General features: G+C 43.6%; 12 protein-coding genes and 1 pseudogene. 9 read left to right on the top strand and 4 right to left on the bottom strand.

The window, feature by feature from the left end:
• Both FW758_RS23365 and FW758_RS23360 read left to right on the top strand, forming a co-directional pair.
• On the top strand, window positions 1-259 hold a 259-nt coding region (locus tag FW758_RS23365), incomplete at its 5' end, for a DUF2726 domain-containing protein (protein WP_446446681.1).
• A gap of 388 nt (window positions 260-647) precedes the next feature.
• Window positions 648-1,619, top strand: a complete 972-nt coding sequence (locus tag FW758_RS23360; protein ID WP_446446680.1) for a GGDEF domain-containing protein — start codon at window positions 648-650, stop codon at window positions 1,617-1,619.
• Between the two features lie 236 nt (window positions 1,620-1,855).
• Here the strand turns inward: FW758_RS23360 and FW758_RS23355 are convergent, their stop codons facing one another.
• The 4 genes and pseudogenes from FW758_RS23355 to FW758_RS23340 all read right to left on the bottom strand — a co-directional run bounded on the left by FW758_RS23355 (window position 1,856) and on the right by FW758_RS23340 (window position 5,768).
• Entirely contained in the window at window positions 1,856-2,938 is a 1,083-nt protein-coding gene (locus tag FW758_RS23355) for an alpha/beta hydrolase (RefSeq protein WP_446446679.1), read from the bottom strand.
• Window positions 2,919-3,215, bottom strand: a pseudogene (locus tag FW758_RS23350) (cyclophilin-like fold protein); the annotation flags it as partial. The gene FW758_RS23355 and the pseudogene FW758_RS23350, both read right to left, overlap by 20 nt.
• A gap of 255 nt (window positions 3,216-3,470) precedes the next feature.
• Complete coding sequence (locus FW758_RS23345; protein ID WP_413471846.1) at window positions 3,471-4,520, bottom strand: NAD(P)-dependent alcohol dehydrogenase; 1,050 nt, start codon at window positions 4,518-4,520, stop codon at window positions 3,471-3,473.
• A 15-nt stretch (window positions 4,521-4,535) separates the two neighbouring features.
• Entirely contained in the window at window positions 4,536-5,768 is a 1,233-nt protein-coding gene (locus tag FW758_RS23340; protein WP_259589509.1) for an MFS transporter, read from the bottom strand.
• A gap of 139 nt (window positions 5,769-5,907) precedes the next feature.
• Here FW758_RS23340 and FW758_RS23335 point away from each other — a divergent pair, with 139 nt between their 5' ends.
• From FW758_RS23335 to FW758_RS23305, 7 genes are all read left to right on the top strand, one after another.
• Window positions 5,908-6,798 carry a LysR family transcriptional regulator gene (locus FW758_RS23335; protein ID WP_006080194.1) on the top strand — a complete coding sequence of 297 codons (891 nt, stop codon included), beginning with the start codon at window positions 5,908-5,910 and terminating at the stop codon, window positions 6,796-6,798.
• A gap of 699 nt (window positions 6,799-7,497) precedes the next feature.
• Window positions 7,498-8,394: a nuclease-related domain-containing protein gene (locus tag FW758_RS23330; protein ID WP_446446678.1), complete on the top strand. Its 897-nt coding sequence runs from the start codon at window positions 7,498-7,500 to the stop codon at window positions 8,392-8,394.
• A gap of 116 nt (window positions 8,395-8,510) precedes the next feature.
• On the top strand, window positions 8,511-9,716 hold the full coding sequence (locus FW758_RS23325; RefSeq protein WP_446446677.1) for an SIR2 family protein: 1,206 nt from the start codon (window positions 8,511-8,513) through the stop codon (window positions 9,714-9,716).
• Window positions 9,709-10,626 (top strand): ATP-binding protein, encoded by a 918-nt coding sequence (locus tag FW758_RS23320; protein WP_446446676.1) that lies wholly within the window; start codon window positions 9,709-9,711, stop codon window positions 10,624-10,626. Before FW758_RS23325 ends, FW758_RS23320 begins: the two co-directional genes overlap by 8 nt.
• Window positions 10,627-10,755: 129 nt before the next feature.
• Window positions 10,756-11,484 carry an ATP-binding protein gene (locus FW758_RS23315; RefSeq protein WP_446446675.1) on the top strand — a complete coding sequence of 243 codons (729 nt, stop codon included), beginning with the start codon at window positions 10,756-10,758 and terminating at the stop codon, window positions 11,482-11,484.
• Window positions 11,485-11,509: 25 nt separating this feature from the next.
• Entirely contained in the window at window positions 11,510-11,716 is a 207-nt protein-coding gene (locus tag FW758_RS23310) for a KTSC domain-containing protein (protein ID WP_446446674.1), read from the top strand.
• A 65-nt stretch (window positions 11,717-11,781) separates the two neighbouring features.
• Window positions 11,782-12,294: an SLATT domain-containing protein gene (locus FW758_RS23305; protein ID WP_446446673.1), complete on the top strand. Its 513-nt coding sequence runs from the start codon at window positions 11,782-11,784 to the stop codon at window positions 12,292-12,294.
• Window positions 12,295-12,392: the final 98 nt, after the last annotated feature.

The raw sequence follows: 12,392 nt of genomic DNA, 5'->3' as shown, positions 1-12,392 counted from the left end.
CTTACTCTGCGACAAACACACACTTGAAGTTATCGCCGCCATCGAACTCGATGATAAAAGCCACAAGCAAACACGCACTCAGCAACGCGACCTCCTCATCGAACAAGCCTGCGAAAGTGCTAAGCTGCCATTAATCCGCTTCGACGCCAAACGCAGCTATCAGCTAGAACTTATTCGCAGCACCATACACACCGTCTTACCCGCTAAAACTCACGCCGCTGAAGAATCATCACTCATACTGACGGCGAGCAAAACTTAAGCGCTACAAAGCATGCTCAATCGCCTGTTGGTTAATTCTGGTCATTCACTAAATTGCAGATATGTTCGAGCGCAATAGTGATATTAAGCTCAGGGGGCAAAGCACGTTTTGATGTCAGAGAACATTGCCTGAGTGAAGATAGGGTGAAGTGCCAAGTTAATCTTTAGACCGTCGCGAACCATCGCCGCCAATCAGGTTACTCACGGTACAGCGCCCTACGGCAGGCGATGGAAAAATACCAAACGAGCAGGTGCGCGACATCAAATAAAGCCAGAAACTAACAATTTACTCTGGCCCAATTTATACGTATTCTCATTCAAAAATGTTTTCAGCGTGCTAACGTACTCCGTCTGATTGGCATGATAATTTAATTTACGATGAGAGCATTATGATCAATCAGCTGCAGGAAAAATATCAACTGTCGTTATTGTTACTACTGAGTTCTGTCGCCGTGATGGGTGTTTTCCCCTTTGTGGTGATACGTTATCTGAGTGGCAACTACATTGCGGCAATCATTGATATAACGCTGATCATAGGGATGATATCGTTCGTCGCTTATGCGCATTATTCCAAAAAAATCCGCATGGTTAGCGCGATATTGGCGGTGTTTATTAATACCGGTGTTGTTGTCATCGTTGTCGCTAACGGAATAGGCAGTTTTTTGTGGATTTACCCCGTTTTTGCCAGCACTTTTATTTTAGTTAAACCGATTGAAGCCTTTTTAATTAACGTCGTTGCCAGCATTGCACTGGTGGCGCTGGCTAACATTTTTGACGTCATTTCACTATTCTCCTTCGTGATCACCATCTTGATGATGTCGATGAGCGCCTTTGTGTATGCGTTGCACGGCGTAAAACAGTTTCGCTTGCTCGAAACCCTCAATAGCGTTGACCCGCTCACCGGCGCATTTAATCGCCGTGCCATGGGCTCAGATATGGAGGCGGCCTTATCCAACGCAGAACGCAATGGCGTTAAACACTTGCTAGCTATTCTAGATTTGGACTACTTCAAGACAGTAAACGATAAGTTCGGCCATGCTGTTGGCGACCAAGTACTAAAGCGTTTTGTGGCGATTACGACTTCGCACCTTGGTAAAAACGATCGACTTTATCGATTCGGTGGCGAAGAGTTTGTCCTTTTAATCCCGGAAATGAGTGAACAAGATGAGTTTATTCAAAACCTTAGAATGGCGATTAAAAAAGAGCTAACAACACCCGATGGCAAAGAAATCACAGTGTCATTTGGTGTCGCGCCTTGGGTGCCAGGTACAACAACGGATACTTGGCTGCAGCGTGCGGATGAAGTGCTTTACCTCGCCAAACAACAAGGCCGCGACTGCGCAGTCTTTAGCAAAGAATAGTATTTAGCCACGAGCAGTGTATTTCGTTATTGCTCGGAACAATGCCTACCAACAACCCGCTTTAATTTGAATAAGTGAGATTGAGCTCATTGATAGCAGAAATCAAAGCTCCCTTGTACTTTGTTACTCACGCTCCTCATCAGCCATAAACCCAATAACGACGCAGTAAACCTGTGGTTCAAGCAACTCAGCTGTTATCACTCAGTGTGAACCACTCATTTAATCCGGTAATCAATTTATAAGTTTCGGCTAAAAAACTCAGTCAACTTATTCCATGGGATAAGTGCGGTTCTGTCATACAAATCAACATGGCCGGCACCTTTAACATAGTAAAGCTCCTTTGGCTCGCCCGCTAATCGATAGGCTTCTTCACTAAACTCCTTTGAATGCGCCTTATCGCCAGTAATAAACAACATTGGCCGTGGTGAGATGGTTTCAATATCGTTAAACGGGTAGAAGTTCATAAACTTTATATTGCTGGTCAGCGTTGGGTGAGTGGTTAACTGTGGTGACGAGCTTACTGGCGTATATTCGCCCCGTGGCGTGCGATAAAAATCGTAAAACTCGCGCTGGATTGGATGGGTATCCTTATCTAACTGATGCACTGTCCCGCTGGTATATTGAATTTCACCGCCGCCGAACTCAAGGTCACGCTGTTTCGCCGCGGCTGCGATAAGCTTTTTACGTTGTTCAACGGTTTGCGAATGGTTTAGGGCATGACGATTTACTGCGCCCATGTTGTACATACTCACGGTAGCGATGGCTTTCATGCGCGGATCGATCTTGGCCGCACTAATCACAAAACTGCCACTGCCACAAATACCCAGCACGCCGATACGAGTACCATCTACCAAAGTTTGAGTGCCCAGATAATCGACCGCTGCACTAAAATCCTCGGCGTAAATATCGGGCGAAACCGCATTACGGGGTTGGCCTTCACTTTCGCCCCAAAATGACAAGTCTAACGATAAGGTAATAAATCCTTTTTCCGCCATTTTTGTGGCATATAAATTAGCACTTTGCTCTTTTACCGCGCCCATTGGATGACCGACGACTATCGCTGGATGAGTCATTTTTTTATCGAGGTTTTTGGGGATAAACAGATTGCCTACAACAGTCATATTATATTGATTTTTAAATGTCACTCGCTGCATAGCCACGCTATCGCTTTGGTAGAAATTATCAGCGCCATTAGACATATCCTGCGCGAATGCAGGCAGGCTTGCTGTTGATAACAGGCCTAGCATTATTATTGCTTTAGTGATTTTGTTTAAATTTTTCATATACATCGTAGGTTCTCTATTCTGAATCATCGCCATTTTGTGCTTGCTCTATTCGTACTTTGATATCACTGTCGCCCATGAGGGCATCAACACTTCCATTTATCTGACCGAGTCGGATGAGTCCGCGCGAATAAACAAAGTCGTGATAGAAAAAGGCCAGGTTTCCCCAAGGCGCAAAATACGCAATGTCGCCCACTTTGGGGGTATAACCTTGTGGCGCGTCTTTATGCGAAAGCTTTGCCGGTAAATCGGCAATTTCCTCGGTGCCGTTGTAATCCGCAAGCGTGAGGTCCAAAGGCAATAACGCCACAAAATCCCGAGCCGCCTACGTGTTTTCAAGCGTTGCGGTCAATGTTGTGTCTGCGATGATGATGCGTATCTTTACTGCACTCTTTTCTGAACTCTTTTTTGCAAGCGGCATAGTCATAGACTCATTATATTGGCTCGCTGACGCAGAGGTCGCAGCGGATACGACCTCTATGCTGGCCATAAACAGCAATAAAACCATGGGCATTCGTACGACAAAAATACTTAAGCATCGAATCCCCATAATCCACCTCAGGTTCAGCTAGCGCGCTAACGTGGCGTTGTCGATAACAAATCGATACTTCACATCGCCCTTCAGCATGCGCTCATAGGCGGTGTTAATCTCGTCAGCACGGATCAGTTCAATATCCGACACTATGTTGTGCTCAGCACAAAAATCGAGCATCTCTTGGGTTTCACGGATCCCACCTATCATTGAACCCGCAAGGCTGCGGCGTTTCATGATCAGATTAAACGCATTGGGCGAAGGATGATTTGTTGCAGGCGCGCCAACTAAGGTCATAGTGCCGTCGCGTTTTAATAGGCTTAAAAAAGCGTCCAGATCATGGGGAGCCGCAACGGTATTCACAATCAAATCTAAACTCTGCAGATGCTTCGCCATTTCATCGGCATTTTTGGAAACAACCACTTCGTCGGCACCCAAGGCTTTGGCCGCATCACGTTTAGATTCTGAAGTGGTAAATGCCACAACATGAGCCCCCATGGCATGGGCGAGCTTAATGCCCATGTGGCCAAGGCCACCAATGCCGACAATACCAACTTTTTTACCCGGTCCCGCATGCCAATGGCGCAGCGGAGAATAGGTGGTGATACCCGCACACAGAAGCGGAGCCACGGCCGCTAATTGCGCTTGTGGATGACTGATACGCAGCACATAACGTTCATCAACCACGATTTGTTCCGCGTAGCCACCGAGCGTATGCCCAGGCGCGTCATGGGTTGGGCCGTTATAAGTGCCCACCATGTGATCGCAGTAATTTTCTTGATCATCAATACACTCATGGCAGTGTTTACAGCTATCAACGATGCAACCCACGCCAACCAAGTCACCCACGTTGAATTTTGAGACATGTCCGCCCACGGCGGTCACTCGGCCAACAATCTCGTGACCGGGAACGCAGGGATATAAGGTCCCCGCCCATTCCGAACGGACCTGATGCACATCCGAGTGACACACGCCGCAGTAGTCGATGCTGATCTGCACATCATCCTCACCGGGTGGGCGTCGTGTAATCGTCATAGGTTCCAGCGGTAAATGGCTGGCATTTGCACCAAAAGCTTTAATCTTCATAGTAAAATTCCTTCATTATTGAGCGTGAAGCAGCGGTTCTGGCGTTGAACGTTGGGTCCAATACGCCAATAAAGCAGCCGCCGCTAGCAAGGTTGCACTCAGCAAAAATGTGCTGTGGTAACCATTAAAATCAAATAGAACACCGCCTAAGGTTGAGCCCAGCCCGATAGCCAATTGGATAACCGCCACCATTAAGCCGCCACCGACCTCAGAATCTTCCGGCATAGTTCGCGCAAGCCAAGTCCACCATGCAACGGGCGCCGCAGTGGCAACGCCGCCCCACAATGCAAGCAGCGTCGTTACGGCAACACTGCTATCGCTAAACAGGATTAACGCTAAAGCAATTACCGCCATCACCAACGGAATAAAGATTAACGTGCGGTAGAGATTGTTTTTCAAAAACAAGCTGACTAGCAGCGTCCCCATAAAACCCGCGACGCCCATCACCAGCAAAATGAATGACAAGTTATTGCTCTCTACGTGGATAGCGGTTTCCAAAAACGGACGCACATAGGTAAACAACGCAAACTGCCCCATAAAGAACAACACAATCGCCAACATTCCCAATCGAACCAAAGGCTTGTTTAATAGAGAAAACACATTCGCAGAGCCAGCAACGCGTTTTTCGGGTTTCATCGCAGGCAAACTAAACCACATCCACACAAACGCGATCAGTGCGACGGGCACTAAACCGAAAAAGGCGCCTCGCCAACCAATATGCGCACCAAGGTAACTGCCCAGCGGCGCAGCAATCACCATAGCCAGCGCGTTGCCACCATTGAATATCGCCAAGGCTTTAGGGATCTTTTCCGTTGGCACCAGACGGATCGCCGACGCGCCAGACAAAGACCAAAATCCACCAATCACGACGCCAATTAAAGAGCGGCCCAGCATATAAACTGCGTAGTTAGGGGCATAAGCAATCACAATGCCCGATACCAACATTAACGAAATGAGCCCAAGTAGGAGTGACTTACGATCCGTAACTTTAGCAATTGATGCGATACTCAAACTGGTTAACACGGCAAAAAAACCAGATATCGCAATGCCCTGCCCGACCAATCCTTCACTCACATTCAAATCAGCGGCAATCGGTGTCAGTAAACTAACAGGCATAAATTCCGAGGCGACCAAGGCAAACACGCATAACGACATCGCCAGCACGCCACTCCAATTTGCCGTTTGTTGTTGACTCGCTTGTTGAATCGCACAGCGTGGTTCTGACGTTTCGCATACCTGAGTGGTCATTACATACCTATCAATGGTTAAATTTAAATCTGATTGACTTTGTAGTCGCTATTGTTTCAAATGCACTGGAACCTTACTAGCTAATGAATGCTTATAGAGCTTATTAGCTCAGCTAATTAAAGTGGTGTAAAAAAACAGTATGATGAAACGGAATCTGAACGATCTTTTGTGCTTCGTCACCGTCGCTCGCGAAGGCAGTTTTACCCGAGCCGCCGCCTTGCTCGGCGTCACTCAATCGGCACTGAGCCAAGCGATCAGTGGTTTAGAAACCCGACTTGAAATCAGGCTGTTAACGCGTACCACTCGCAGCGTATCGGCGACAGAGGCAGGCGAACGCCTGTTAAATGCGATAGGTAATCGATTTGATGAAATTGAATCCGAGCTGGATGCGTTAACGGCCATGCGTGACAAACCCGCCGGAACAGTGCGGATCACCTGCGGTGATTTCGTGCTGCGAACCTTACTCATCCCAAAACTGTCGCCATTACTCCACAATTATCCCGATATTAAAGTCGAATTCGATGTGAATTATGGCTTTAGGGACATAGTGGCGGATCGCTTCGATGCCGGCATCCGCCTAGGCGATACCATAGATAAAGACATGATCGCGATCCCCATCGGCCCCCATCAAACAATGGCAGCCGTGGCGACTCCCGCTTATTTTGCACAGCATCCCATCCCCAAACACCCACAGGATCTTATCGAGCATAACTGCATTAACATTCGCTTCCCGACCCACGGTGGTTTGTATGTATGGGAGTTTGAAAAAGACGGCAAGCAACTGAATGTACATGTGGACGGCCAACTTATCTTTAATGCATCGCACCATATCGTCGATGCAGCTTTGCAAAGCAACGGTATCGCTTACCTGCCAGAAGCAGAGTTTGAACCCCATATCAAAGCTGGGCGTTTAGTCAAAGTCCTTGAAGACTGGAGCCTGTCTTTTGCCGGCTATTATCTGTATTACCCCAGTCGCCGCCAACCCTCCCCCGCTTTTACTCTCGTCGCCGACGCACTGCGTTTACGCTGAGATTTCCCTCTTCTTGGACGGTCACTAACATGACCGCTTAGCTTTTGTGTATCTCGACTAAGGACTAATAAGAGCAAAGAGAAGAGTCTAAAACGCGGATCAAAAAACGACCTTAGCTATCACTATTAATGATTAAGCACTGTCATTCCAGTGACTCGGTGAATAGAAACCTCGGGTTTCTGAGCTTATGAACGAGAGCCATGGAAGGCGAACTGGCAGTTAAATAGGGATATTGTTCAAGTAACGTCCTTGTATGCTCGAACGTGGCATCCCTGCCACGGACGGTCCCTTACATGACAGTGCCTAATCTTGCTTAACTTCTGTATATATCTGCGGGCTCGACTAAGAACAAATAGAAAAGCAAGGATTGGCGTCTGAAACGCGACTCTACAATGTCGACCAGCTAGAACTTTTTCTAGTGCTATTGAGCTACAAGTCATTATTTAAAATACGTATTGTGATAAACATCATTGATTAAACCGTATAGAGCAGGTTAAAGTGTGACCACTAAGGAAAATGCAGGGCAAACTCGAACTCAATCATCGAAGACGCCATTTAAGGAAGAAGAAGCAAATCAGCAATGTGCGCCCAAACTCTTAGCAGACAACTCTGCCACCACTTTCCAAAACTATAAGTAAATTTTATTAGCGGGTTATGTCATCAATTTAACTATTGACTCGCATTACTTCAGGGACGTAAATGACCGATTTCAGCAACAGTATGTTATCCCTAGCGATAATACTCTCCAGCATGTTTGCCATAGTGGGTGTCATGTATGGCTTGCTGAAATATCGCGATGCAACCGTAAAACTACCCGTCGATCGTGAACAACTCGCCCGCATTCCCGCTTATGGTTTACAGCAACAAATACAAGATCTGCAAATGGACTTAATCGGAAGCATGCTGATGGGCGCGATGATAGTATCCCTACCGTTTGCCGTCAGCAGCCTTAAAGCCCACATCACAGTCGGTCAATTTCCGTGGATATCTGTCACAACGGGTTTAATGGGATTAGCTTATTGCGGCTTTAAAACATGGAAAAACTTTTCAAAGCTCACCAAATTACGTCTAGGCCATACAGCAGAAATTGCCACAGCCAATGAACTCATAGGCTTACAAGCACTCGGTTATCAAGTATTTCACGATGTCCAAGCCGACGGCTTTAACATCGACCATCTTGTGGTAGGCAAAAATGGCGTATTCGCCATTGAAACCAAAGGCCGCCATAAACGAAACAAAGACCTACTCCAAACCAATGGAAATGGCCCAGGCTCTGGTAAAAAAAGCTATCAAGTATTTTACAAAGACGGGCGCTTAAACTTCCCCTCGTGGACTGAAACCAAACCGATAGAACAGGCTGAACGCCAAGCCAAGTGGGTCAGCCAATGGTTAACCAAAGCCACAGGAACGCCAGTCGCCGCATCCCCAGTGCTAGTATTCCCCGGCTGGTTTGTCACCTGCCAGACAAAACCACCGTTCCCGATCGTCAACCACAAACAATTAGTCGGCACTATTCCAACACTAAGAACCCAAGCGCTCAGCCCACAACAAGTTGAACAGATTATTTATCAAGTCGCACAGCCCACAACAAGTTGAACAGATTATTTATCAAGTCGCACAGCGATGCTTGAGTAAAAGTGAGGTAGGGAAATGATCATAATAAAGTTAAATCTGACCACACATATCAAACTGCTTTGACCAAGGAAAGTCATATGCCAACTACAACGGTACATAATCCAGATCAGTACATGTACGATTTTCGTCATGTACTCGCACACAGTAAAAAGAAGATTGGCATACTAATCGGTGCTGGTGCACCTTTCAGTATTAATGTAGCTGAGACTGGGGCAGCAGAAAGGGAACCGTTAATTCCTGATATTGCAGGCCTAACTAGGATTGTGTATCTAGGATTGGAGGAAGTAACAGAAAAACCTGCCTTTGATGCATTAGCCCACGAAATCGGTGACAAGAACATTGAGCTTATACTTTCAAGAGTTCGCTCGCTAGCTGAAGTAATAGGGATATTTAAAGTTCATGGTCTTGATGCTGAAGGGTATCAAAATCTCTCAAAGAAAATATGCCATATAATAAAAGAAGTTGTTAATAAGCAGCTCCCTGAAAATGAAAACCCCTATAGTCATCTAATATCATGGATTAATGGTATCAATCGTGATTCAGCTGTTGAAATATTTACAACTAATTATGATCTTCTTTTAGAAGAAGCAATGGAAAGAGCCAGAACCCCTTATTTCGATGGTTTTTCAGGTGCCAAAAATGCTTTTTTTGACCCTTCCAGTATTTCAAGTAATGATCTACCAGCAAAATGGATTCGGCTGTGGAAGCTTCATGGTTCCATAAACTGGACTAGAAATGATAACGGAGAGATCATAAGAGGAAATAGTGAAGCTGAAGGGACTATGGTTTATCCTTCACACATTAAATATGACCAAACACAATCAGCACCGTTTTCTTCACTGTTTGAACGATTAAAGAATTTTCTTCTCGAACCTGACACCCTACTTTTAACAACAGGCTTCTCATTCGCAGATGCTCATATCACCGCCAAATTAGATGAGTGTTTATCAGAGAATAGATCCTCTGCGATTTTTGCTTTTCAATACAGAAAATTAGAAGAAGAACCTTTCGCGATAAAAGCAGCAATGAGAACACCAAATATTAGTGTTTATTGCGCTGATGGAGCTGTGATTAATGGAGTTAGAGCACCGTGGGTCATAGGTGAGCCACCGAGTAAGAATTGGGATATTATCAGAAATGAATATTGGTCACCTACATCTAGACATTTCAAACTCGGTGATTTTGTCACATTCACTAAGTTTCTAGCCAGTTCAGGGGGGACGTTATCTTTAACCCAAAAAGTCGCTAAAAGTGAAACTGACGAAGGTAGTGACAATGACTAAACCACCGACATATTTAGGAAAAGTTATATCAGTTTCTGGAGCTTCGATTTTCGTAGAGTTGACACCACAAGTAATGTCTGGCCTGCTAGTTATTGAAGGTAAAACTCACAGAATTGGCCAAGTAGGTAGCTTCGTAAGAATACCTCAAGGCTACAACAACCTTTATGGCATTATCTCTGAAACAGTTGAAAATACAGATTCAATTGATTTATCAGGGAAAATAAACACTCGTAGACAACTTAAAGTTGAGTTGGTTGGTGAGGCTATTGGTAATGATTTTGAACGAGGCATAAGTCAGTTTCCTTCTATATCAGAAGAGGTTCACCTTGTAACCGAACAAGACTTAAAGAAAATTTATGGGACACAGGAAAAAGGTCAAATTGTCATAGGAAAATTATCTAGCTCAGATAGTATTAATGTCAGTATTGATCTAGATAATTTAGTTAACAAACATAGTGCAATTTTAGGTTCAACAGGTTCAGGTAAGTCAACTAGTGTCGCAAGCCTCTTAAGAGCTATTATAACTTCACATACTCAAAATATTTTGATGCCATCAGCAAGAATTGTTCTATTCGACTTACATGGTGAATACTCATCAGCATTAAGCGATATTGCAAATGTGTTTTCAATAAATGCTGACAATGACGCTGAAAATCTATACATTCCATATTGGTGTGTTGCTCCAGATAGTCTTATAGATTTTCTTTGCGGCCCAAGTACTGATCTAAAAAATAATTTTATAGACCTCATTATCGATGAAAAAATTAATTTCGTGAATGCTAATGACAACATAAAAATAAACATCAACAAGATAACGGCTTACACTCCAATTCCCTTTAGATTAGATAAGATTTGGTATGAATTATTTCATACTTATTCAGTTAACTGGTTAGATGAGGACATGACCTAACCTGCTTATACTGACAAAGGTAATGTAAAAGAACTCAAACCACCTAGATTTAAAGCAGCGTGCATTAAGAAAGAAGAAAGAGTAAAGAAAGGAACAGGTAATAGCAGTTGGAAAAAAAATCTAGATTTAATGCGTTCGAGGTTACTTGACTCTCAGTATTATTTCTTCCTAAAACCAGGAGATTGGACCCCTAATGAAGAAAACAAATGCGAAAAAGACCTTTCATCACTGATAGCTAATTGGGTTGGCGGAGATAAGCCTATAACCATATTAGACCTATCAGGTATGCCTTCAGAAAGACTAGATCTTTTACTCGACTCCATGCTCGACATTCTCTTTGAATCAGCGATTTGGAGTAAGAATTTAAATGTGGGTATGAAAAAAAATCCACTATTGCTAGTTATGGAAGAGGCGCATCGATATCTATCAACTGAAAACTCTGGGTTATCAAAATCAATGGTGAGAAGGATAGCAAAAGAAGGGCGGAAATTCGGCGTGGGTTCAATGTTGATAAGCCAAAGACCTTCTGAAATTGATGAAACGATTTTATCTCAGTGTGGAACGTTATTTTCACTGCGCATTAGTAATGCTACAGATAGAGCACGGGTAAAATCAGCTATGTCCGACAGTCTATCTGGAATTGTAGATTCACTCCCTATATTGCGAACAGGTGAAGCAATTGTCACTGGAGAAGCAGCAAAACTTCCTATGAGATTTAAATTTCGAATTCCAAAAGAAGGGCAATTTCCTAATAGTCATGACCCTAAAGTTACAGAAAGTTGGTCTAAAGACAAAACCGACCATAATTTTTTAGACTTAGTAACATCTTGGCGACTACAAGATACAAAAAAACATTAACTCACACCATATATTGGAGAAGATCATGGAAAGACAACCTGTTGAATCAAGCAACTTAGTTTCTGTTGGTTACGATGAAAATACTTCTACTCTTGAAATAGAGTTTAGAAGTGGTACATATCAATACTTTAATGTACCGTACCATATCTATGAAGAATTAATGAGTTCTAGCTCTGCTGGAACTTACCACCATCAAAATATCAAAAATGCCTTTGAATACAATAGAATTTAATTGTAATGAAGAGCGTTTACTAAAGCGCTCTTCGTTTAACATTTCTACTATCTGAGCCGCGATGAATGAACACAGATAAAAACATTAATGCGCCTGAAACTGAAGTTTCACATGAAGTCACATCGACAAATGATAGAACAAAAATTTATGAATTGATAAACCAATGGTTAACTAGACTTCATGATGCTCAAATTGGCCACTATACTTGTTCAGAAAAACTTTATTCTACTGCAAATAAGACTGGTTATGCTTTGATTATTAGTTCAACAATTGTGACGGCTATGCTTTTTATGGATGCCAAAGGATGTTGGAAATTACTACTAGTTTTAGTGAGTATTTTATCTGCCACACTATCAGGAGTAGTTTCATTTGCTAGATTCGCCGAGAAAGCTGAGCAGCATCGTTCTGCGGCAGGTTGCTATGGAAAGTTGAGACGACAACTACAAAAACTTAATACTATAAAAACTAAATTAGATGATGACGAGCTTAATAAGCAATTAAAAATACTTAGAATAGAATGGGAGTATACATCTCAAAATGCCCCGTTAACTCCTATCGCTTCTATCAAGAAAAAATAAAGCATCTAATTAAGCATTAAAATCTGAACTTATATCAACGAAGATATTTTCAATAAAATTGCCGAATTACCAAAAGTCAGGACAGGCAAAACTCTCCT

The sequence above is a fragment of the Shewanella sp. 1180_01 genome, from assembly GCF_052850535.1.
The sequence above is the reverse complement of the archived record's forward strand: the minus strand, read 5'-3'. Positions and strand labels throughout refer to the sequence as shown.

What these genes read in the sequence shown, in the direction of transcription:
- FW758_RS23345 (WP_413471846.1), bottom strand. Translation starts at nt 4,520, where the DNA reads ATGAAGATTAAAGCTTTTGGTGCAAATGCCAGCCATTTACCGCTGGAA.
- FW758_RS23360 (WP_446446680.1), top strand. Translation starts at nt 648, where the DNA reads ATGATCAATCAGCTGCAGGAAAAATATCAACTGTCGTTATTGTTACTA.
- FW758_RS23315 (WP_446446675.1), top strand. Translation starts at nt 10,756, where the DNA reads ATGCGTTCGAGGTTACTTGACTCTCAGTATTATTTCTTCCTAAAACCA.
- FW758_RS23305 (WP_446446673.1), top strand. Translation starts at nt 11,782, where the DNA reads ATGAACACAGATAAAAACATTAATGCGCCTGAAACTGAAGTTTCACAT.
- FW758_RS23335 (WP_006080194.1), top strand. Translation starts at nt 5,908, where the DNA reads ATGATGAAACGGAATCTGAACGATCTTTTGTGCTTCGTCACCGTCGCT.
- FW758_RS23310 (WP_446446674.1), top strand. Translation starts at nt 11,510, where the DNA reads ATGGAAAGACAACCTGTTGAATCAAGCAACTTAGTTTCTGTTGGTTAC.
- FW758_RS23325 (WP_446446677.1), top strand. Translation starts at nt 8,511, where the DNA reads ATGCCAACTACAACGGTACATAATCCAGATCAGTACATGTACGATTTT.
- FW758_RS23330 (WP_446446678.1), top strand. Translation starts at nt 7,498, where the DNA reads ATGACCGATTTCAGCAACAGTATGTTATCCCTAGCGATAATACTCTCC.
- FW758_RS23320 (WP_446446676.1), top strand. Translation starts at nt 9,709, where the DNA reads ATGACTAAACCACCGACATATTTAGGAAAAGTTATATCAGTTTCTGGA.
- FW758_RS23355 (WP_446446679.1), bottom strand. Translation starts at nt 2,938, where the DNA reads ATGGCGATGATTCAGAATAGAGAACCTACGATGTATATGAAAAATTTA.
- FW758_RS23340 (WP_259589509.1), bottom strand. Translation starts at nt 5,768, where the DNA reads ATGACCACTCAGGTATGCGAAACGTCAGAACCACGCTGTGCGATTCAA.